This is a genomic window from Pseudomonas sp. MEJ086, assembly GCF_030209025.1.
Taxonomy (GTDB): Bacteria; Pseudomonadota; Gammaproteobacteria; order Pseudomonadales; family Pseudomonadaceae; genus Aquipseudomonas; species Aquipseudomonas fulva_A.
Window position 1 is genome coordinate 1 of record NZ_JARVSV010000008.1, and the last position, 21,802, is coordinate 21,802.

Annotated in this window: 19 protein-coding genes; 4 read left to right on the forward strand and 15 right to left on the reverse strand. The window is 64.1% G+C overall.

Going from position 1 to position 21,802, the window contains the following annotated elements:
- Positions 1-289 precede the first annotated feature (289 nt).
- From QRN22_RS05265 to QRN22_RS05300, 8 genes are all read right to left on the reverse strand, one after another.
- The gene (locus QRN22_RS05265; RefSeq protein ID WP_042553404.1) at positions 290-1,873 is read right to left on the reverse strand and encodes a gamma-glutamyltransferase family protein; all 1,584 of its coding nucleotides are present in this window, start codon (positions 1,871-1,873) and stop codon (positions 290-292) included.
- A gap of 127 nt (positions 1,874-2,000) precedes the next feature.
- Entirely contained in the window at positions 2,001-3,326 is a 1,326-nt protein-coding gene (locus tag QRN22_RS05270) for a TRAP transporter large permease (RefSeq protein WP_042553403.1), read from the reverse strand.
- Positions 3,323-3,841, reverse strand: coding sequence for a TRAP transporter small permease subunit (locus tag QRN22_RS05275; RefSeq protein WP_042553402.1), 519 nt, complete (start codon positions 3,839-3,841; stop codon positions 3,323-3,325). Before QRN22_RS05275 ends, QRN22_RS05270 begins: the two co-directional genes overlap by 4 nt.
- Positions 3,838-4,947: a TRAP transporter substrate-binding protein gene (locus QRN22_RS05280; protein WP_042553401.1), complete on the reverse strand. Its 1,110-nt coding sequence runs from the start codon at positions 4,945-4,947 to the stop codon at positions 3,838-3,840. The genes QRN22_RS05275 and QRN22_RS05280 overlap by 4 nt, the downstream gene beginning before the upstream one ends.
- Positions 4,948-5,314: 367 nt before the next feature.
- Complete coding sequence (locus QRN22_RS05285; protein ID WP_042553400.1) at positions 5,315-5,761, reverse strand: Lrp/AsnC family transcriptional regulator; 447 nt, start codon at positions 5,759-5,761, stop codon at positions 5,315-5,317.
- Between the two features lie 576 nt (positions 5,762-6,337).
- Positions 6,338-6,793, reverse strand: coding sequence for a GNAT family N-acetyltransferase (locus QRN22_RS05290; RefSeq protein WP_179539516.1), 456 nt, complete (start codon positions 6,791-6,793; stop codon positions 6,338-6,340).
- An 82-nt stretch (positions 6,794-6,875) separates the two neighbouring features.
- Positions 6,876-7,712: an amino acid ABC transporter permease gene (locus QRN22_RS05295; RefSeq protein ID WP_042553399.1), complete on the reverse strand. Its 837-nt coding sequence runs from the start codon at positions 7,710-7,712 to the stop codon at positions 6,876-6,878.
- Positions 7,709-8,530 (reverse strand): ABC transporter substrate-binding protein, encoded by an 822-nt coding sequence (locus QRN22_RS05300; protein ID WP_042553398.1) that lies wholly within the window; start codon positions 8,528-8,530, stop codon positions 7,709-7,711. The genes QRN22_RS05295 and QRN22_RS05300 overlap by 4 nt, the downstream gene beginning before the upstream one ends.
- Before the next feature lie 111 nt (positions 8,531-8,641).
- Between QRN22_RS05300 and QRN22_RS05305 the strand changes: the two genes are divergently transcribed.
- Both QRN22_RS05305 and glsB read left to right on the forward strand, forming a co-directional pair.
- The gene (locus tag QRN22_RS05305; RefSeq protein WP_042553397.1) at positions 8,642-9,541 is read left to right on the forward strand and encodes a homocysteine S-methyltransferase family protein; all 900 of its coding nucleotides are present in this window, start codon (positions 8,642-8,644) and stop codon (positions 9,539-9,541) included.
- 96 nt (positions 9,542-9,637) lie between these two features.
- Positions 9,638-10,546: a glutaminase B gene (glsB, locus tag QRN22_RS05310; protein WP_042553396.1), complete on the forward strand. Its 909-nt coding sequence runs from the start codon at positions 9,638-9,640 to the stop codon at positions 10,544-10,546.
- Between the two features lie 69 nt (positions 10,547-10,615).
- Here glsB and QRN22_RS05315 read toward each other — a convergent pair whose 3' ends face one another.
- The 3 genes from QRN22_RS05315 to QRN22_RS05325 all read right to left on the reverse strand — a co-directional run bounded on the left by QRN22_RS05315 (position 10,616) and on the right by QRN22_RS05325 (position 13,750).
- The gene (locus QRN22_RS05315; RefSeq protein WP_042553395.1) at positions 10,616-11,011 is read right to left on the reverse strand and encodes a hypothetical protein; all 396 of its coding nucleotides are present in this window, start codon (positions 11,009-11,011) and stop codon (positions 10,616-10,618) included.
- Between the two features lie 92 nt (positions 11,012-11,103).
- Positions 11,104-12,093, reverse strand: coding sequence for an asparaginase (locus QRN22_RS05320; protein ID WP_042553394.1), 990 nt, complete (start codon positions 12,091-12,093; stop codon positions 11,104-11,106).
- 208 nt (positions 12,094-12,301) lie between these two features.
- Positions 12,302-13,750: an alanine/glycine:cation symporter family protein gene (locus QRN22_RS05325; RefSeq protein ID WP_042553393.1), complete on the reverse strand. Its 1,449-nt coding sequence runs from the start codon at positions 13,748-13,750 to the stop codon at positions 12,302-12,304.
- A 161-nt stretch (positions 13,751-13,911) separates the two neighbouring features.
- On the opposite strand from QRN22_RS05325, the gene QRN22_RS05330 reads away from it, so the two are divergent.
- Complete coding sequence (locus tag QRN22_RS05330; protein WP_042553392.1) at positions 13,912-14,724, forward strand: helix-turn-helix domain-containing protein; 813 nt, start codon at positions 13,912-13,914, stop codon at positions 14,722-14,724.
- 180 nt (positions 14,725-14,904) lie between these two features.
- Here QRN22_RS05330 and QRN22_RS05335 read toward each other — a convergent pair whose 3' ends face one another.
- Both QRN22_RS05335 and aspA read right to left on the reverse strand, forming a co-directional pair.
- A complete protein-coding gene (locus QRN22_RS05335; protein WP_082045761.1) occupies positions 14,905-15,672 on the reverse strand; it encodes a substrate-binding periplasmic protein in 768 nt (255 codons plus the stop codon).
- Between the two features lie 124 nt (positions 15,673-15,796).
- A complete protein-coding gene (gene aspA, locus QRN22_RS05340) occupies positions 15,797-17,254 on the reverse strand; it encodes an aspartate ammonia-lyase (RefSeq protein ID WP_042553391.1) in 1,458 nt (485 codons plus the stop codon).
- A 145-nt stretch (positions 17,255-17,399) separates the two neighbouring features.
- Here aspA and QRN22_RS05345 point away from each other — a divergent pair, with 145 nt between their 5' ends.
- Positions 17,400-18,311: a LysR substrate-binding domain-containing protein gene (locus QRN22_RS05345; protein WP_042553496.1), complete on the forward strand. Its 912-nt coding sequence runs from the start codon at positions 17,400-17,402 to the stop codon at positions 18,309-18,311.
- Positions 18,312-18,522: 211 nt separating this feature from the next.
- Here the strand turns inward: QRN22_RS05345 and aauR are convergent, their stop codons facing one another.
- Positions 18,523-19,845 carry a two-component response regulator AauR gene (gene aauR / locus QRN22_RS05350; protein ID WP_042553390.1) on the reverse strand — a complete coding sequence of 441 codons (1,323 nt, stop codon included), beginning with the start codon at positions 19,843-19,845 and terminating at the stop codon, positions 18,523-18,525.
- On the reverse strand, positions 19,838-21,739 hold the full coding sequence (locus QRN22_RS05355) for a sensor histidine kinase (RefSeq protein WP_042553389.1): 1,902 nt from the start codon (positions 21,737-21,739) through the stop codon (positions 19,838-19,840). The genes aauR and QRN22_RS05355 overlap by 8 nt, the downstream gene beginning before the upstream one ends.
- Between the last annotated feature and the right edge of the window lie 63 nt (positions 21,740-21,802).

Below are 21,802 nucleotides of genomic sequence, written 5' to 3' on the forward strand. Positions count from 1 at the left end.
GCCAGCTCCTACAGGGCTTTGGTAGCCGGCGAGGTCTGCAGGCCGTAGGAGCCAGCTTGCTGGCGATCGCGGTGGCGAAATTCACGCCGGTGTAGGCGGTGGGACGGTAAGCCGGATGTAGGGTGGACAACGCTCTTTTTGTCCACCATCGCGATGGTAGAGCGGTGGACGGGTGAAGCGTCGTGCACCCTACGAGGCTTCAGGTCGTTTCTCCTGCTGCCAGCGGGCGAGTGCACGCCATGCCGGGCCGGGCGGCGATCCGCTCCAGCCCATCAACCACGGGCTTGGCTCACAGCCCGCAGACGCTACCGTCGCTGCGCGGGTCGGCGGCGCCTTCGAGGATGCCGTTGGGATGGCGCAGCAGGGCGCCGGCGTGGCCCATGGTGTCGCTGAAGGCGTCGTCCAGCACATCGATGACGTGCCCGGCCTGGCGCAGCCGCTCGACCAGTTCGCTCGGGAAACGGCTTTCCAGCTTGAGGGTGGTGCTGACGTCGCCCCAGGTGCGGCCGAGCAGCCAGCGTGGTGCGCTGACGGCGGCCTGCAGGTCACTGCCCAGGCGGTAGCGGCTGAGGATCGCGGCCTGAGTCTGTGGCTGACCTTCGCCGCCCATGGTGCCGTAGCTCAGGGTGCGGCCATCGTCGAACAGGGCGAGGGCCGGGTTGAGGGTGTGGAAGGGCTTGCGGCCCGGTTCCAGGGTCTGCAGCGCGGTAGGGTCGAGGGAGAAACTGATACCGCGGTTCTGCCAGGCGACGCCGGTAGACGGCAGCACCACACCGGAGCCGAACTCCCAGTACACGCTCTGGATGAAGCTGACGGCGCGGCCCTGCTCGTCGATGCAACCCATCCAGATGGTATCCCCCGGCGCTGCCGGTTGTGGCCACGGCAGCGCCTGCTGCGGGTCGATGGCGGCGGCCAGGCGTTGCAGGTTTGCGTCGTCCAGCAGGCCCTGTGGCTCTTGGGGTACGCGACCTGGATCGGTCACCACGCGGTCGCGGATCAGGAACGCCTGCTTGGTCGCTTCCACCAGCCCGTGCACATGCTCGAAGCCTTCGGCCTGTTCGACCGCGAGCTTTTCGAAGATGCCGAGGATCAGCAGTGATGCCAGGCCCTGGGTCGGCGGCGGCATGTTGTACAGGGTGGCGTCGTTCAGGCGCACGCTCAGCGGTTCGACGGCGCGGGCCCGGTAGCCCTGCAGGTCGGCGAGACGCAGCGGGCTGCCCAGGCGCTCGAGATCGGCGGACATGCGTGTGGCCAGTTCACCGCGGTAGAAGTCGTCCAGGCCGACATCGGCCAGGCGCTGCAGGGTCTCTGCCAGGGCTGGCTGGCGCAGCAAGTCGCCCTCCTTGGGCGCCTGGCCATGGTTCAGGTAGACGTCGGCGAAACCAGGCACGTCCTTCAGTTCGGCCAGTTTGCCTTGGGTCAGTTGCGCCTGGCTGCGGCTGACCACGATGCCGCGACGGGCATGGCCGATGGCGTCGCTCAGCAGGTCTGACAGAGGCATGCCCGGCCCCCAGTGAGCGGTCTGTGCCAGTGCTTCGGCCCAGCCGCCGACGGTGCCCGCCACGGTCAGCGCAGCCAGTGGGCCGCGGCTGGGGATCTGCGCGTGACCGGCGTAGAAATCGCGGTCGGCGAGGGCAGCGCTGCTGCCGCAGGCGTCGATGGCCAGCGGCTGCTTGCCTGGCTCGTGAATCAGCCAGAAACCATCACCGCCAATGGCGTTCATGTGTGGATAGACCACCGCGATGGTCGCCGCTGCCGCAACCATCGCCTCCACGGCGGTGCCGCCGGCCTTGAGCACGTCGCGCCCGGCCTGGGCGGCAAGATGGTGGGGAGCGACGAACAGGCCGCCGGTGGCGTGGGTGCTCTTGAGCATGGGATCAGGTTCCTTGTTGTTTTCGGGCCGCACCGATCATAACGGCACGGCCCGATGGGGCGCCTCAAAAAACGTTCGCGCGGGTAGATGACCGCACTGGCAGTTTCCAGAGGTGCCCGTCATGGCATCACCAACCGATAGCGGCAGGCAGCCAGGTGGCCAGGGATGGGAAGCAGAACACCACGGCCACGGCGAGCATCTGCAGGAATACGTACGGCAGGGCGCCGAGGTAGATGTCCTTCGTGCTGATCCCCGGTGGCGCGACGCCCTTGAGGAAGAACAGCGCCCAACCGAAAGGCGGTGTCAGGAAGGACATCTGCAGGTTCAGCGCCACCAGGATCCCCAGCCACACCAGGTCGGTGTCGTAAGCGATGAACACTGGCAGGAACATCGGCAGGGCGATGTAGGAAATCTCGATCCACTCGAGAAAGAAGCCGAGCACGAACAGCACCGCCATGAGGAACAGGATCGCCCCGAGTTCGCCGCCTGGCAGCATGGTGAACAGGTCATGCACCAGGGCCTCGCCGCCGAGTCCGCGGAAGGCCAGGGAGAAGGGCTGCGAGCAGAGCAGGATCAGGAAGATCATCGCGCTGATGGTCAGGGTGCCGTGCAGGGTGGCCTTCAGCGTCGGCCAGCTCAGGCGACCTAAAAGCGCAGCGATGAGCAACGCGCCGAGTGCGCCCATGGAGGCCGCTTCGGTGGGCGCCGCGACACCACCGATGATCGATCCCAGGACCGCCATTACCAGCAGCAGGGGTGGCAGTACGCTGCGTGCCATGTCCTTGAGCAATTGCGTGCGGCTGGTCAGGGCGCGTTCCTCGGCAGGAATCGCCGGCACCCAGTCCGGGCGCAGCCAGCCGAGCAGCAGCATGTAGGCTACGTAGATCAGCGCCAGCACCAGGCTGGGGATGAAGGCCGCGGCGAAGATCGAACCCACCGACTGGCCGAGGATATCGGCCAGCAGGATCAGCACCAGGCTGGGCGGGATGATCTGCCCGAGGGTGCCGGATGCGCAGATGGTGCCGCAGGCCACGGTCTTGTTGTAGCCGCGGCGCAGCAGCGTGGGTAGCGTCAGCAGGCCGATGGTCACCACCGTGGCGCCGACGATGCCGGTGGAGGCGCCAAGCAGCACGCCGACCAGGATGATCGCCAAGCCCATGCCGCCGTTCAGGCCGCCCATGGCGCGGCCAATCGTATCGAGCATGTCTTCCGCGACCCTGGATTTCTCCAGCATCACCCCCATGAACGTGAACAAGGGTATCGCCAGCAGCGTGTAGTTGCTGACCACCCCGAACATGCGTGCCGGCAGCAGTGCGAAAAGCATCGGGCCGAAGCCGATCATGCCGGCGACGAACCCGGATACGGCCAGGGAAATGGCCACCGGCACACCCGCCATCATCATGGCAAAGAAGCCGAAGACCATGGCGATGGCCAACCATTCATTGGGGCTCATGCGCGTACCTCCCCAGGCGAGGCGGGCTGCAGCAGGGTGCACAGTGCCCGCAGGCTATCGGCCACGCCCTGCAGGCCGAACAGGCCGAAGCCCAGCGGCAGGAAGGCCTTGACCAGGAAGCGATAGGGCAGGCCACCCGGATCGGGTGAGCCTTCGCCCATGTTGTAGGACTGCATCGTGTAGTTGAACGCCAGGCGGGCGATGTAGAAGCCGATTGCCGCGGTGGCGATGCCGCTGAACAGGTCGACGGCAGCCTTGGTTTTCACGCTGAATTTTTCGTAGAGAAAGTCCACGCGCACGTCCTGGCGGTGCTTGAGGGTGTAGGAGATACCGAGCAGGGCGATGGGCGAGATCAGGTACCACTCCAGTTCCTGCAGGGCGACCGGGCTGAAGTCGAACAGGTAGCGCATCAGCACATCGAACGACACCAGCAGGACCAGGAGCAGTACGCAGGCCCGGGCTATAAAGCCCAGGGCCTCGACCAGCCCTTCGATACGGCTGACGATGGACATCATGACTCGCCCATCCCGATTTCCATGAAGGCTTTCTCGCCCACCGAGGCCCAGGAGATGTACTGCTTGCGAAAGGCGAAGAAGTGCTCGTAGACCTTCTTGGTCGCCGGGTCGCTCGCCGCCATGCCCGACAGGGTGTCGTGGGTGACTTCACGCAGGCGCTTGATGACGTCGTCCGGCAGCGGTCGGGCGATCACGCCCTGGTTGCCGACCAGATCCTGCATGGCTTCGGCGTTGACCGCGTCGCACCATGACCAGCTGTCGTTGTTGCAGGCCTGGGCGCAGGAACGCACGATCGCCTGCAGGTCGGCGGGCAGGCTGTCCCAGGCCTGCTTGTTGATGATCAGCTCGGTGACGTTGGTCGGCTCGTGCCAGCCGGTGGTGTAGTAGTTCTTCGCCGCCTTGTGCAGGCCCATGCGGCGATCCTGATAGGGGCCGACGAACTCGGCGGCGTCGATCACGCCACGTTCCAGGGCTGGGAATATCTCGCCGCCGGGCAACAGGCGCACCGCCACGCCCAGCTCGCTGTAGACCTTGCCAGCCAGGCCGGCGATGCGCATCTTCAGGCCCTTGAGGCTGTCGACGTTTTCCAGGGGCTGGCGGAACCAGCCGGTCATCTGCGTACCGGTGTTGCCCATGGGCATGGGCACCAGGCCGTGGGGTTCGTAGAGCTCCTCCCAGAGCTTGAGGCCGCCGCCGTTGTACAGCCAGGCGTTCATGCCCTGAGTGTTCATGCCGAACGGCACGGCGGTGAAGAACTGCGCCGCGGGGATCTTGCCCGCCCAGAAGAAGGCGTTCGCCGCGTTCATCTCTACCATGCCGCTGGAAACGGCGTCGAAGCCCTCCAGCGCAGGAATCAGCTCGCCGGCGGCGAAGTGCTGGATCTTCAGGCGGCCACCGGACATTTCCTCGACGCGCTTGCAGAAGTCGGTGGGGCTGCCCGGGCCCTGTACGTAGAAGGGCGAGCCCGGCGCATAGGCGTTGGTCATCTTCCAGTTGAAGGTCTTGCCGCTGACTGCCGCACTGGCCACACCGCTGGCACCCATCGCCAGGCCAGCACCTGCGGCGAGGGCGCCGGCGCCGATGAAGTTACGTCGATTGAGGCTCATGGGATTCTCCTTTCACTGTGGCCATTGCGACGGGCGTTTGCCTGCCGGATGTAAAGTCGTTACCGAAAGCCTTCAGCAACAGCCATGCCAGGAGAAAATTATTTTAACTATATGATTTTAAAGGATTATATGATTTTTACGGTTTGCCTTCGAAATCCCTGGCGCACACAAAACAAGCGTGGCGGAGGTTCGCAAGGTGACGAAACGGTAACCGCAGCAGGGGGTACTGAACATTTGTCAGGTCACGCCGGTTGTCCGGGTCCGTTCCGTCAAGCAGGGCCGTGGTGAGCGTGCGAATGTCATTTGTGCACCAAAACGCATCGGCGGCACGCTTTTGACGCAGTGCGCAGCGGACCCTGAGTCGAGGTTAAAGACGTGCGCCGCCACGCCGATGCTTGACCCGGGTCATCAGCGCCTTGCAATCGACCGTGAGGATTTCCGGGTGATTGAAAATGTGCTGGCGTACGAAGGCATCGAAGGTTTCGTAGCTGTCGGTCAGGGTGTGGATATGCAGGCTTTTCAGGTCGCTCATGATGTACAGGCTGACCACCTCCATGGTCGCTGAAAGGCGCTGAGCGACTGCCTCTATGGCGTGCGGCGCGACGGTCAGATCGACGAAGGTGGAGATGCCCTTGCCGAGTTTTTCCGGGTTGACCACGGCGGTGAATTTCTCGATCACGCCGCTCTCGACCAGCGCCTGTACCCGGGTGCGGGCGTGGGCGCGGGAGATGTTCAGTTGGCGGGCGATATCGGCGAAGGAAGTGCGTGAATCCTTGATCAGGATATTCAGCAGCGCGTTGTCCAGTTTGTTCATGGGCAGGGCTTATCGAAGCGAGTGTGGCAACAGGGATGCGCTTTGCATGCCAATTTCTGGCGTGAGGTGAATGCCAGTGGAGCCGGGGGGCGCCTAGCCCTTGCCGGCGAATGGCAGCCGTGCCGCCATTACGTTGGATGGCCGCTATCGCTTCGCCCGCAAGCGGGCTCCTACAGGGCTCTGGTATCCACGCGATCGCGTAGGAGCAGGGGCGCCTAGCCCTTGCCGGCGATTGGCAGCCGTGCCGCGATTTCGCTGAATGGCCGCTATCGCTTCGCCCGCAAGCGGGCTCCTACAGGGCTCTGAATTCCACGCAGTCGTGTAGGAGTCGGGGGCGCCTAGCCCTTGCCGGCGAATGGCAGCCGTGCCGCAATTACGTTGGATGGCCGCTATCGCTTCGCCCGCAAGCGGGCTCCTACAGGGCTCTGAATGCCACGCAGTCGTGTAGGAGCAGGGGGGCGCCTAGCCCTTGCCGGCGATTGGCAGCCGTGCCGCGATTTCGCTGAATGGCCGCCATCGCATCGCCCGCAAGCGGGCTTACAGGGTGGCGGCACGCCGGGCAGCATGCAGTCGGCCCTAGAACAGTTTGCGGTACTGCTCGAAGCCCGAGCGTTCGCCGATGCGCTCGTAGAGCAGCTTGGCCTTGGCATTGGTTTCGTGGGTCAGCCAGTGCACACGTGAGCATCCGGCGGCCTGGGCGACGGCATAGACGTGTTCGATCAACTGGCGGCCGACGCCATTGCCCCGTACGTCCTTGCCGATGAACAGATCCTGCAGGTAGCAATAGTCGCCGGTCGTCCAGCAGGAGCGGTGGTAGATCCAGTGCACCAGGCCAATCGCCTCGCCGTCGTGCCAGGCGAGTGCAGCGAACATCGGTTCGGCGGGATCGAGAAAGCGCTGCCAGGTGGTGGCGCTGACGTCCGCGTCGATCTCGGTCATGTAGAAGCGCTGGTAGCCCTGCCACAACGGCAGCCAGGCAGCGTGGTCGTCAGCGGTGACGGCACGGATTTCCACGGGGATGCGGACGGTCATGGGCAGCTCTCCTGAAAGTCGGTCGACCGCCATCCTGCGATGCCGGGGCCGGCATCGCAAGCATCCGTGCGGTGGAGGCGGCTTAGCGCCCGTTCAGATAAGCCTTGCCGTAATGACGCTCGAGACGTGCCTGGATCAGCTCCAGGCCGATCGACAGCAGCCAGTAGATGATTGCCGCGGTGGTGAGCATTTCGATGTAGCGGTAGGACGAGCGGCCATAGGACTGGGCCAGGAACATCACTTCCCAGACGCCCATCACCGAGATCAGCGACGAGTCCTTGAGCATCGAAATGAACTGGCTGGTGGTCGGTGGAATGATGGTGCGCATCGCCTGGGGCAGCGTTACCCGCCAGAAGATCACCACCGGTTTGAGGCCCAGTGCCAGGGAGGCTTCGCGCTGGCCGGGAGCGACGCCGATCAGCCCGGCGCGGAAGATTTCGCTCAGGTAGGCGCCGTAGTTCAGCGACAGGGCGATGATCCCGGCGGTGATCGCGCCCGGTACCAGGCCCAGTTGAGGCAGGCCCAGATAGATCAGCAGAATCTGGATCAACAACGGCGTGCCACGGAAGAACGAGGCGTAGAAGCTGGCGATCCCGAACGCCACGGCGCTCTTCGACAGGCGCGCCAGGGCGGTGACGAAGCCCAGCGCCAAGGATGCCCAGATCGAGCAGAAGCACAGGAACAGGGTCAGCGCCGCGCCCTGCAGAAAACCGTTGGGTGCCAGGTTGGCGCCGAGCAGGTTGGGGAGCTTGTCGAGGATGATCGAGAACTTCAGGTCGAAGCTCAGGAAGAAGGCCACGCACAGGGCGAACATGATCGCCCAGGTGACATACAGGCGGGTGCGAAAGCCGAACAGACGCTGCAGCAACGACTCGCCCGCCATGGGTGGCGGGCGAGGGGATTCAGGAGGGGGTGTCATTGGCTGATATCGGAACCGATCCACTTCTTGGAGATGGCCGCCAGGGTACCGTCCTTGCGCAGCTCTGCGAAGACGCTCTCGACCTTGGCGCGCCACTCGGCGTCATCCTTCTCGATGGCCACGGCATTCGGCTCGGCGTACAGCGCGGTGCCGGCCAGCTTGAAGCGCTTGTCCTGGTCGATGCGTGGTTGCGCGGTGACCAGGTTGGTGAGAATGGCATCGAGGCGCACACCGGCACCCAGGGCGAGGTCGTGGAAGGCCACGGTATCGTTGTCGTACGGCGCGACCTGTACCGCGTCGAACGGGTACTCCAGCGGCTTGTCTTCTGCGCCTTCGATGACCAGATCCTTGTTCAGATAGCCCTCGTACGATGATGCACTGGTGACGCCGACCTTCAGGCCGGAAAGATCCTTGGCCGACTGAATGCGCTCGTCGGCGGCGTTGACCACGATCACCGCCGGGGAGGCGTAATAGGTGACCGGGAAATCGAAGACCTGGGCGCGTGCCTGGCTAGGCGTCATCGAGCAGATGCAGATGTCGTAGCGGCCGTTCCAGCGACCCGCGGCGATCACATCCCAGGATGGGGTTTCCAGGCGCAGCTTGACGCCGAGCTTGTCAGCCACGGCCTTGGCCACATCGACGTCGAAGCCGTCGAGCTGGTTCTGATCGTTGAGAAAGGAGAACGGCGGATAGTTTTCCATCAGCACGTTGACCAGCTCACCGTTCTTCTCGATGCGGTCGAGCGTGGGGCCTGCCAGAGCCAGGTTGCAGAAGGAAGCGAGGGTCAGGCCGAGGGCCGCGAATAGCGTGGTTTTCACAGAATTCCTTAAGCACGAAAGGGGTTGTGACAGGCGAATTGTGTGTATTAAATAGTTATAAATGAATGCGTCCAAATGAATTGAATGCATATCGATATGACTGGAGCTTATATGAGCGGGCGACCTCTGATTTTGCTGGATGGCGGCATGGGCCGTGAGTTGCAGCGCCGTGGTGCGCCGTTTCGTCAGCCGGAGTGGTCGGCGCTGGCGCTGAGCGAGGCGCCCGAGCAGGTGGAGGCGGTGCACGCCGCCTATATCGCCAGCGGCAGCCAGGTGATCACCAGCAACAGTTACGCGGTGGTGCCCTTCCATATCGGCGAGCAGCGCTTCGCCGAGGAGGGCCGCGCCCTTGCCGAACGTGCCGGTCAGCTGGCGCGCAACGCGGCCGATCGGGCTGCCAGCGCAGTGCGGGTTGCCGGCTCGCTGCCGCCGCTGTTCGGCTCCTATCGGCCTGATCTGTTCCAGCCCGAACGGGTGACCGAGGTGCTGACGCCGCTGATACAGGGCTTGGCGCCCCATGTCGACCTGTGGCTGGCCGAGACCCAGAGCGCTATCGCCGAAGCACGGGCCATTCGTGCCCATCTGCCCGATGACGGCAAGCCGTTCTGGTTGTCCTTCACCCTGCGTGATGAAGACACCGACGAGGTACCGCGCCTGCGCTCCGGCGAGCCGGTGGCCGATGCGGCCCGTGCAGCCGCCGAGCTGGGTGTCGAGGTGCTGCTGTTCAATTGCAGCCAGCCGGAAGTGATCGGCACGGCCATCGACGTGGCGCGCGAAACCTTCGCCAGCCTCGGTGCAGAGATCGCCATTGGCGCCTATGCCAATGCCTTCCCGCCGCAGCCCGAGGAGGCCACCGCCAACGACGGCCTGGACCCGCTGCGCGAGGATCTCGACCCGCCCGGCTACCTGCGCTGGGTCGCCGACTGGCGCGCCCGTGGAGCCAGCCATCTGGGCGGCTGCTGCGGTATCGGTCCGGAGCATATCGCGGTGCTGGCGCAGCGTCTGAACTGATCAATCGGCTTGGCGCGCCATGTGCTCTGAATCGCGATCCTGGCGTCTTCCTAGGGTCGCTCAGGCAGCTTGCCGAGCATCACTGCGAGTCCGAGCATGCAAGCGTTGCTGAATGAAGTCCTCGATCAGGTCCGGCCGCTGATTGGCAACGGCAAGGTTGCCGATTACATCCCCGCGTTGGCCGATGTGCCTGCCGATCGTTTGGGCATCGCGGTATATGGAAACGACGGCGAGTTGTTCTGTGCCGGCGACGCGCAGGTGCCGTTCTCGATCCAGAGTATTTCCAAGGTGTTCAGCCTGGTACAGGCGATTCAGCACAGTGGCGAGGCCATCTGGGAGCGCCTCGGTCACGAGCCTTCCGGGCAGCCCTTCAACTCGTTGTTGCAGCTGGAGCTGGAAAACGGCCGGCCGCGCAACCCGTTCATCAATGCCGGGGCATTGGTGATCAGCGATATCAACCAGTCGCGCTTCGCTGCCCCTGTGCTGTCGATGCGTGATTTCGTTCGCCGGCTGTCGGGCAACGCCCATGTATCGGTGGATATGCATATCGCCGAATCGGAATATCAGCACCGCGCGCGCAATGCGGCGATGGCCTATCTGATGCAATCCTTCGGCAATTTCCACAACGATGTGGAGATGGTGCTGCGTGGCTATTTCAGCCACTGCGCCCTGAGCATGAACTGCGTCGACCTGGCCAAGGCCTTCTGCTTCCTGGCCAACGACGGTTTCTGCAAACACAGCGGCGAGCAGGTTCTCAGCGTGCGGCAGACCCAGCAGGTGAACTCGATCATGGCCACCAGCGGGCTGTACGACGAGGCCGGCAACTTCGCCTACCGCGTTGGCCTGCCGGGCAAGAGCGGCGTGGGGGGTGGCATCGTCGCGGTGGTACCGGGGCAATACACCATCTGCGTGTGGTCGCCCGAGCTCAACGCCGCCGGCAATTCGCTGGCCGGCATGGCGGCGCTGGAAGTGCTCAGCGAGCGGATTGGCTGGTCGGTTTTTTAGGCTGCAGGCCTGAGGGTTCCCATGACGCTCTGCGTCATGCCCGGGGCCTCCAGAGCGGCAGCCTCGGCATCAGTTGTTGTCGCGGTATTCCTGGCGCAGCATCCACAGGTCCTGATAGGTGCAGGAGCCTGGCTTGGCGCCGGTCATGTCATAGCAACGCTGGCCGAAGCCCATTGGCCAGTAAATGATGCTGAACGGTGGCCAGAAGATCGACGCCACGCGAAAGCGCGTGCGCAGCTTGCCTTCGGCGAGGGTTTCGCCAGTCGCGCTGGTCAGTTTGTACGGTACGCCACCGGCACGGCTCCAGAAGAACGGACGGGTTTTCACCAGGCCTTGGGGATGTTGCTGGGCACGCTCGTTGACGCTGATGGTGGCGTGCTCGGGCAGCTTGAAGAAGGCCTTGGTCGAGCAGCCGGTGATGGCCAGAATGAGCAGCAGGAAAATGCTTGAGCGAAGCAAAGGCATACGACGTCCTTGTGAGGAGATGAAACCGAAGAATGGCTGACTACCGTCAGCCGGGCGCGACTATACCGGCTAGGCGCGCCCTGATCCATGACTCACTCCGCACGTTCGCCACACAGATCGAGTGCGAACAGGCGTTCCGTCTCGCCCTGATCCAGCCCTGCGCCCAGCAGCGCGAAGAGTTTGCCCAGGGCCGCTTCGCGGGTCATGCCGCCAGCCGAGATCAGGCCAACCGAAGCCAGCTGGCTGCCGGCCGCATAGACACCGAACTCCACATGCCCCTGGGGGCACTGGCTGATGGCCGCCAGCACCACGCCGCGTTCATGGGCCTCGCGCAAGACGTCGAGCAGTTCGGCATTGTCGGACGGGCCGGTACCGCTGCCATAGCACTCCAGCAGCAGGCCCTGCACGCCGCTGTTCAGCAGGGCGCGCAGGTGGCTGGCACGCAGGCCGGGAATCAGCGGCAGGCTGAGCAGGTTGACCGGCTGACGCTTCTGGCGGAAGTCGATGTGCTCCGGGAGCTCTGCCAGACGCTCGCCGTGCCGCAGGCGCGGCATGACCTGGAACGCGTCGAAGGCATCGCTGCGCAGTTTGCTGACGCGAGCGCCGTGCATCAGTGCGCCGTCGAAATACAGGTGCACGCCAGCCTGCACGCCGTCGTGCAATGCCTGCATGGCGCCGAACAGATTGCGCCAGGCGTCGCTGTTCTCGGCGCCTGCCGGCTGCATGGAGCCGGTCAGCACCACCGGCACCGGCAGGCCCAGCAGCAGGAAGCTCAGCGCTGCGGCGCTGTAGGCCAGGGTATCGGTGCCGTGCAGTACCAGCACGCTGTCGCAGCCATCCTGCTCGATGCCCAGGCGGATCGCCGCGACCATCGCCAGCCAGTTGTTCTGGCTCATGTTGGCGCTGTCTATCGGCGGCAGCAGCTCGCGAAACATCCACGTCGGCACCTGCTCGCTCTGTTGCGTCTGCTGTGCGCGCAGGCGCGCCTCGAAGCCGGAGGCAGGGGCCAGGCCGGCAGCGCTCATCTGCATGCCGATGGTGCCGCCGGTATAGAGCACGAGGAGTTTTTGCGCTGCAGGCATGCCTTTTTCCTTATTGAAAGAATGGGTATGGAAAGGGGCAGGATACATCTGATTGCCACTCATGAAAGACCTGGGGTGGGGATCTCGAGACGAAGCCGTGCCTGGCTCGCCAGGTGGCGCGCCAGGGATGTACGGCAGGAAAGGGGAGGCCGCGATCTGGCGGCGGATCGAGCGACACGATGTGTGTCGCCCGATCAGGCTGGACGACTCAGCGTTGAGTCGGCAGCAGTTCCGGTGCGCTCTGTGGCTGAGCGTCAGCGGTTGGCTTGGCGGCCGGCCAGGAGGCGCGGTCGAGGTCCAGGTCGGCGAACTTGGAGCCGTCGAATACCGGCTGAGCGATGCCTGCCTTGCGCTGCTCGTCGTAGTCCTTCATGACGCGCAGGCCGACCTTGATCAGCATCGCCAGAGCGGTCAGGTTGACGAACGCCAGGCAGGTCATGGTGATGTCGGCGAAGGCGAACACGGTGCCCAGGTTCTGCATCGAGCCCCAGCAGATCAGTGCCAGTACCAGGCCGCGGTAGCCGAGCAGAGCGACCTTGCTACGACCGACCAGGAACTGCAGGGCGTTCTCGCCGAGGTAGTAGTTGTAGAGGATGCAGGTGAACACGAACAGGCTCAGTGCCACGCTGATGAAGGTACGGCCCCAGTCACCGACGACCGCCGCCAGGGAGTTCTGGGTGAGCACGATACCGTCGCCTTCGAAGCCCGGGGTGTAGAAGCCGGACAGCAGGATCAGCAGGGCGGTACAGGTGCAGATCACGAACGTGTCGAGGAACACGCTGAACGCTTGAACCACGCCTTGTGCTGCCGGGTGCTTGACCGAGGCGACAGCCGCGACGTTAGGCGCGCTGCCCAGGCCGGCTTCGTTGGCGAACACGCCGCGTTTGACACCCATCACGATGGCGCTGCCCAGCAGGCCAGCGAAGGCAGGCTCGAGGCCGAAGGCGCTCTTGACGATGGTCGCCAGCATGGCCGGCACGTGTTCGATCTGGATGGCGATGACGTAGATGGTCACTGCGATGTAGATCAGGGTCTTGACCGGAACCAGCAGGTCCGAGACCGACGCGATGCGCTTGATGCCGCCGATGAACACCAGGCCCAGCAATACGGCCAGGGCGATACCGCTGTATTGCACCGGAATGTCGAAGGCGTTCTGCAGCGAGTGAGTCACGGTGTACGACTGCAGGCCGTTGAAGGCGAAGCCGTAGGTGACCAGCAGCAGGACGGCGAAAGTCATCGCCATCCAGCGCAGCTTCAGGCCGTGCTGGATGTAGTAGGCCGGGCCGCCGCGGTACAGGCCGTCACCGTCGCTGCGTTTGTAGACCTGGGCGAGGGTACATTCGAAGAAGCTGCTGGACATGCCGACCAGTGCGGTCACCCACATCCAGAACACCGCGCCTGGGCCGCCGAGGGTCACGGCGATACCGACACCAGCGATGTTACCGGCACCCACACGACCGGCGAGGCTGAGCATCAGCGCCTGGAACGAGCTGAGTTGGCCGCCGCTGCTGCGCAGCGATTCCTTGAACACACTGAACATGTGTATGAAGTGACGGAACTGGACGAAGCGCGAGCGCAGGGTGAAGTAGCTACCCAGGCCGACGATGAGCACGATCAACACTTTCCCGGACAGGAAGTCGTTCAGTACTTCGAGCATGATGAATCCTCGGTTCTTATTGTGAGCGTTCGCGAAAAGTGCGACGCGGTTTGCGGTGGATGATTTTTGAGCAAGGCAGCCAGCGGAACAATTTCGCGGGTCGATCCTAGGTGATGCGACTTGATGCTATAATCACGTCACTCGCATCATCTGAGCCGCCCATGTCCAGTCACCTCGGTGAGAATCTCCGGTTGCTATGCAGCCACTACCGCTCCATTGCGGAGGTGTGCCGAAAGCTCGGTATCAACCGCGCACAGTTCAACAAGTACCTGTCTGGAGAGAGCCAGCCGACGGCCTATAACCTTAAGAGGATTGGGGATTTCTTCGGTGTCGAGGGCTATGAGCTGGGCTTGCCGGGCGATCAATTCGCGCGCCTGATCGGCGCACGCGGTACGCAGATCGGCGCACCTGCGGAGCAGGATCCGTTACACGCATTGTTACAGCCGTTACGTGAACAATCCGGTGATCTTTCGCGTTATTGCGGCTATTACTTCGAATACGCCAACTGCATGTCGGTGCCCGGCACCATCCTGCTGTCACTGATCCACATGCGCGAGGAAAGCGGGACCTTTCTGTTCGAGCGTCAGGAACGCCAGGTGACCTCTGCTGGCGGGCTCGCCGAAGACTCGGCACGCTGTCGTTACCTGGGCGCGGCGTTCCAGCTGCAGGATCGTCTGTTTCTCATCGATTACGAGTCGCTGACGGTCAACGAGATGAGCCAGACCATCCTGATCCCCAGCTTCAAGAGCCGCATCACACGCCTCAACGGCCTGAAGACCGGGGTCTCCAGCGGTGACCGCCGCACCCCGGCGTGCACCCGCGTGGTGTGGGAGTTCCTGGGCACCGAGATCAACCGCATCAGCACCTATCGCCAGGTGATGCTCTATCAGCCGGATGACCCACGCATCGACGAAGACATCCGCGAGCGCCTGGCTCACGCGCCGGTTCGTGATGGGTTGTTCGAGGTGGAGTGAGGGGGGGGGGTCAGCTGACCACCCGCTGTATGGGCGAGTGGTGGGCTGAAGCCCACCCTACGCCAGGTCCGCACGTGCTGGTGTGCCGTAGGGTGGGCTTCAGCCCACCAACTTCGAACTGCGCCCGCGATCAGTGCCGTAGGGTGGGCTTCAGCCCACCAATGCGAACAGCTTTCGCTATCAGCACAGTTCCGGGTGTTTGTTGCAGGTGCCGTAACCCTCGCTCTTCATCTCATCCAGCGCCTTTTGCAGCCGTGCTACCACTTCGTCCGGGGTGTCGAGGTTGAGGGCCAGGTAAAGGTCGGAGCGGTCGAAGGTCAGCACGTTGCGCAGGCCGGTGACGTCCGCCTGGCGGGCCTGGTGGCGCCATACCGGGTCGGTGGTGCCCCACAGGTCGATGCGGCCCTGGGTCAGTTTGGCGATGTTCTCCGGGTCGCGCAGGGTGTTGATCGGCTGCAGCCCGGCCTTTTCCAGCGTCTGGCTGGCGGCACTGTCCTTGTAACTGCCGATGCGGTACTGGCGGGCCTGCTCGAGGTCCTTCAGGTTGGGAATGTTCGAGCCCGGCGCGGCGAGCAGCACGCGCTCGACCTTGGCGATCGGGCCGACCCACTTGAACAGCGGGCGACGCGCCTCGTTCATCGAGGTCGAGAACAGGCCGTGGTTGGCGTTGGCGAGGGTGGAGTCGTAGACCCGGCTCCAGGGGAAACGCAGGGTCAGGGTGTAGTCGATGCCGGCACGCTTGAACATCTCGCGCACGATGGTGGTGCTGACCCCCTGAATATTGGTGTCACGGGCGAAATTCTTTTCGTTGTCGGCCATGTTGAATGGCGGAAAGTTTTCCGTTTGTAACACGACCTTGTAGCCAGGCGGCAGTTCGGCCTGCGCGGGCAGGGCGAAGACGCTGGAAACGGACAGCAAACAGGCGAACCACGCGGCTTTGACGGTCATGAGGGAGCTTCTCTTTGTTGGGCTGCTGCCGTTGTATCGTGCTGGCGCGCAAACGGCAATCGCTCCTGAAAGAGCGAAGCCCCGTACTGTGAACAGATACGGGGCTTCGGGCTGCAACTGGCGCTTAGCGTTGCGGGTCGACCGCCTCTTTGATCGGTGGCGTCAGGGGCTTGAGCTGATGCGGGGCGATCATGTTTTCCGGGCGCAGAATCTCGGCCAGTGTGGTGTCGTCCAGCAGCTGCTCCTCGCGCACCAGTTCCAGTACGCCGCGGCCGCTGACCAGCGCTTCCTTGGCGATACGGGTGGAGTTCTCGTAACCGATGTAGGGGTTGAGCGCGGTGATCAGGCCGATGGAGTTCTCCATCAATGCGCGGCAGTGGGCTTCGTTGGCGGTGATGCCGTTGATGCAATGCTCGCGCAGCATGTCCATGGCGCGTTGCAGCAGGCGTATCGAGTCGAAGATCTTGTAGGCGATCAGCGGCTCCATCACGTTCAGTTGCAGCTGGCCGCCTTCGGCTGCCATGGTCAGGGCCAGGTCGTTGCCGATGATTTCGAAGGCCACCTGATTGACCGCTTCCGGGATCACCGGGTTGACCTTGCCAGGCATGATCGAGCTGCCTGGCTGACGCGCCGGCAGGTTGATCTCGTTGATGCCGGTGCGCGGGCCGCTGGAGAGCAGGCGCAGGTCGTTGCAGATCTTCGAGAGTTTGACCGCGGTGCGCTTGAGCATGCCGGAGAACAGCACGAAGGCGCCCATGTCGGAGGTGGCTTCGATCAGGTCGGCGGCCGGCACCAGTGGCTGGCCGCTGATCAGCGCCAGGCGCTGCACGGCCAGGTGCTGGTAGCCGGGGTCGGCGTTGATGCCAGTACCGATGGCGGTGCCGCCCAGGTTCACTTCGGTGAGCAGCTCCGGCGCCAGGCTGCGCAGGCGCGCCAAGTCTTCACCCAGGGTGGTGGCGAACGCGCGGAATTCCTGGCCGAGGGTCATCGGTACGGCGTCCTGCAGCTGGGTACGGCCCATCTTCAGGACGTGGCTGAATTCTTCGCCCTTGGCTGCGAACGACTGGATCAGGCTGTCCAGGCTGGCCAGCAGGGTGTCATGGCCCAGCAGCAGACCCAGGCGGATGGCGGTGGGGTAGGCGTCGTTGGTCGACTGCGCCATGTTCACGTCGTTGTTGGGGTGCAGGTGCTTGTATTCACCTTTGGCATGACCCATGGCCTCCAGGGCGATGTTGGCGATCACCTCGTTGGCATTCATGTTGGTCGAGGTGCCGGCGCCGCCCTGAATCATGTCGACCACGAACTGGTCGTGGAAATCGCCGCGGATGATGCGTGCACAGGCTTCGCTGATCGCGGCGTGCTTGTTGGCAGGCAGGTAGCCCAGTTCGCGGTTGGCGTCAGCTGCTGCCTGTTTGACCATGGCCAGGGCCACGACCAGTTTCGGGTAATGCGCCAACGGCACGCCGGACAGGCGGAAGTTGTTCAGCGCACGCAGGGTCTGGATACCGTAGTAGGCCTCGGAGGGGACTTCGAGGGTACCGAGCAGGTCTTTTTCGACGCGGAACAATGCAGCAGCGGACATGATGTCTCGATTCTCATAAAGGCGCGGAAGATACCGCGATGGCCCTTAGAGTAAGGATTTTGACCCTTCGATGGCCAATGCTGTTACTTGCTGGGGTATGCATAATCGGCATAATGTAGATGTGACCTGCTAGGGGAGGATGCGCGTGAACCTGGAAACCAAATGGCTGGAAGACTTCGTGACGCTGGCCGCTACGCGCAGCTTTTCTCAGGCGGCGCAGAAGCGTTTCGTTACCCAGCCGGCTTTCAGCAGGCGTATCCAAAGCCTTGAGGCAGCCCTGGGCCTGACCCTGGTGAATCGCTCGCGTACGCCGGTTGAGCTGACCGAGTCCGGCCAGCTGTTTCTGCTCACCGCGCGTAGCATGGTCGAGCAACTGGGGGAGGTGGTGCGCCACCTGCATCACCTCGAGGGGCAGCAGGGCGAGGCGTTGCAGATTGCCGCCGCACACTCCCTGGTGTTTGGTTTCTTCCCTGAGTGGATCGCCCGCCTGCGCCGCGATGGCCTGCCGCTGACCACGCGCCTGGTGGCGACCAATGTGGGGGAGGCCGTGCACTCGCTGCGCGAAGGCACCTGCGACCTGATCCTCGCCTATCACGACCAGGACGCCGCGGTGCAACTGGCCCCCGACCTGTTTCCGTCGCTGCATCTGGGTAATAGCGAGATGCTGCCGGTCTGCGCCGTCGATGAGCAGGGCGCGCCGCTTTTCGATCTGGACGCCGGGCAGAGTGTGCCCCTGCTGGCCTACAGCGCCGGCACTTATCTGGGGCGCTCGGTGAATCTGCTGCTGCGCCAACGCGCGTTGCGTTCCACCACCGTGCATGAAACGGCCATGGCCGACAGCCTCAAGGCCATGGCGCTGCAAGGCCTGGGCGTGGCCTGGGTGCCGCGGCTGTCGATGAACGCCGAGCTGGCCCGTGGCGAGCTGGTGGTCTGCGGCAAGGAGCACTGGCACATCCCGCTGGAAATTCGCCTGTACCGCTGGAGCATGTCGCGCAAGGCGGCCGTGCGGCTTTTGTGGCGCAAGCTCGAAGGTGGCGTGGGACGCGATGAAAGCTAAAGCGGTGGGGTCAACGATCTATTGTGGGAGCGGGCCATGCCCGCGAAAAAGGTATCCGAGGCCCTTGAGCCCTAGAGGGCAAATATAAGCATCAATATTGGTGATCCAATGTGAGATTGGGTATTGCCCAAGATATTTCGCGGGCATGGCCCGCTCCCACAGTCGTTGGAAGAGTCGCGCGCATTGGTGCTCACTGCGGCCGCATCAAGACTCACCCCAACCCGTATTTCTTCACCTTGTCGAACAGCGTGGTTTTGGCCATGCCCAGGGCCTGGGCGGCCTGGCTGAGGTTGCCGGCGTGGTGCTCGAGGGCATCGACCAGCAGGTTGCGCTCGAAGGCTTCCACCGCTTCGGCGAAGGTCGGGGCGATGCCATCGTGATTGCCGCTTTTCTTGAAGGCCGGCAGGCCGAGGGCGAAGCGTTCGGCGACATTGCGCAGTTCCCGTACGTTACCGGGCCAGTCATGGGCCATCAGCGCCGCCAGGGTGTGGCGATCCAGTTCGGGTGCGGCGCGATCGAAGCGCAGCGCCGAGAGCTGCAGGAAGTGTTCGAACAGCAGGGCGATGTCTTCACGGCGTTCGCGCAGCGGTGGCAGTTCCAGGGTAACCACGTTGAGGCGGTAGTAGAGGTCGCTGCGGAAGTGCCCAGCCTTGCCGGCTTCGTCGAGATCGGCCTTGGTCGCTGCGATCACCCGGCAGTCGACCGCGACCGGCTGGTTGGAGCCCAGGCGCTCCAGGCTGTGCTCCTGAAGCACGCGCAGCAGCTTGATCTGCAGATTGAGCGGCATGCTTTCGATCTCGTCGAGAAACAGGCTGCCGCCGTTGGCGTGTTCGATCTTGCCGATGCGCCGTTTGCCCGCGCCGGTGAAGGCGTGGGCCTCGTGGCCGAAGATTTCGCTCTCGAACAGGTTCTCCGGCAGGCCGCCGCAGTTGAGGGCGACGAAGGCCTTGCTCTGTCGCCGGCTGAAGTCGTGCAGGCAGCGGGCGACCAGTTCCTTGCCGGTGCCGGTTTCGCCTTCGATCAGCACGTTGGCCGAGGTGTCGGCGACGTTGGCGATCAGCTCGCGCAATTGCTGCATGGCCGACGAGCGACCGATCAGGCGGTGTTCCAGGGCCTGTTTGCCGGCCAACTGGCGACGCAGCGACGACACCTCGCGGGCCAGGCTGCGTTGTTCCAGCGCACGGCGGGTGACATCGACCAGACGCTCGGGTGAGAAGGGTTTCTCCATGAAGTCGTAGGCCCCGTCGCGCATCGCGCCCACGGCCATGCCGATATCGCCGTGGCCAGTGATCAGCACCACCGGCAGTGCCGGGTCGCGGCGCTTGAGTTCGTCGAGCAGCTTCAGACCATCCATGCCCGGCAGGCGGATGTCGCTGATGACGATGCCGGCGAAATCCGCGTCGATGCGCTGCAGGGCCTGTTCGGCGCTGCCGACGCCTTCGCTGGCGATATCTTCCAGGGCCAGGGCCTGCTGGCAGCCGAGCAGCACGTGGGGATCGTCTTCGACGATCAGCACGGTGAGGTCGTCATTCATCGGGTGTCTCCATGACAGCGGCAACCTGAGGCAGGTTGAGTTCGAAGGCGGTACCGCCCTGGGGCGGATGATCGGCGCTGAGGCTACCGCCTGCGGCAGCCGCGAGGCTGGCCGATAGCGTCAGGCCAAGGCCCAGGCCCTGCTCGCCGGGCTTGGTGGTGAAGAAGGGTTCGAACAGGTGCGTGCGGTCGGCGGGGGCGATGCCGGGACCGTTGTCGAGCACGCGCAGGCGATAGCGGTCGCCCTCGGCACTGCCCTGCAGCCATAGCTGGCGATCCGTTTGGGTGCTCATGGCATCGGCGGCGTTGGCGATCAGGTTGACGAGGATCTGTTCAAGGCGCGTCTGGTTGATGGCCAGACGCGCTTCGTCGAACTGGTGGTGAATGTTCAGCGGGGTGCGTTCCAGACGCGGCTGGACCACTTGCAGGGCAGCTTCCACCGCCTTGCTCAGGCTGGCTTCGCCGCCGTCGTTGGAGCGTCGCGCGAAGGCCCGCAGGCTGCCGGTGATCTTGCCCATGCGGTCGACCAGTTCGTTGATCGTCTGCAGGTTGGTGGTGGCCACGTCGTACGAGCCACGGGAGAGAAAGCGCACGGTGTTGCCGGACAAGGTGCGCAGCGCGGCCAGTGGCTGGTTGAGCTCATGGGCGATGCTGGTCGACATCTGCCCGATCACCGCCAGCTTGCCGGCCTGCACCAGTTCGTCCTGGGCCAGGCGCAGGGTGTTCTCGGCCTGCCGCCGTTCGCGTATCTGCGCCTTGAGGCGGTCGTTGCTGGCGCGCAGATCGGCGGTGCGCTCGGTGATCTTGCGTTCCAGCTCGCTGTTGGCCTGCTGCAAGGCTTCACGGGCCGCGAGGCGGGTGGCGATCACTTTGCGACGTTCGTTCCAGGCGATCAGCAGAAAGGCCAGCAAGGCGAAGGCGGCGGCGGCCAGCATGCCGTGGCTGACCGCCTCGCGGCGCAGGTCCTGAAGCGGGCTGAGCAGGGTGAGGTGCCAGGGGGTGTCTTCCAGCGGACGGCTTTGCGACAGGTAGTTGATCACCTCGCTGCCCTCCTGCTCGCCGGTGGCGGCGAAGCTGACCTGCTCGACATCGGTGTCCACCGGCGTGCGGGCCAGCGGGATCAGTTCGTCGAGTGAAGACCAGTGATACTGCAGGCTGCGCGCCAGGCGCTCCTTGATGTCGGCGTTCAGCGGCCGCACCGCCTTGAGACGGCGGGCGGGGTCGCTGGAGAGGATGATGATGCCGTTTTCGTCGCTGACGTAGGCTTCCAGGCGTGCTCGCTGCCAGCGCTGCTCCAGCGGGTCGAGACGTACCTTGACCACCGCCACGCCGATGATCCGGCCGTTGGCCTTGAGACCATGGGACAGGTAGTAGCCGGGTTCGCCGGTGGTGCTGCCGATACCGTAGAAACGCCCCTGTTCGCCTTGCAGGGCATCCTGGAAATAGGCCCGGAAGGACAGGTCTTCACCCAGGTAGCTGTCGTGCTGGCGCCAGTTGCTGGTGGCCAGCACGCGGCCGTCGGTGTCCATCACGTAGATGGCCATGCTGCCGCTGCGCCGGTTGAGGCCTTCGAGGTAGTCGTTGACGCGTTGGCGTCGGTAGGCGTCCGGGGTCAGCAGCAGGCGGCTGACGTTGGACTCCAGCTCCAGCAGGCTGGGCAGGTAGGTGTATTTGTTGATCTCGCTTTCCACCGCTCGGGCATTGAGCTCGAGCTGGCGCTCGCCGCTTTCGATCAGGTCGCGGATGCCGGCCTTTTCGCTGAGGTAATAGCCGGCGTAGCCGCATATGGCGACCAGAATCAGCATCAACAGGGTCAGCAGCAGGTGGCGGACGTAGCGTGGTTTGGCGGACAAGGCGGGCGGCACCACACGAAGACTGGCGGAAGCGCATTGCATCACAGTCCTCCTGGGCTGGCCAGTTGTGGGGCGGGTTGCAGTCTGTGGAAGCGGCGAGTTGCC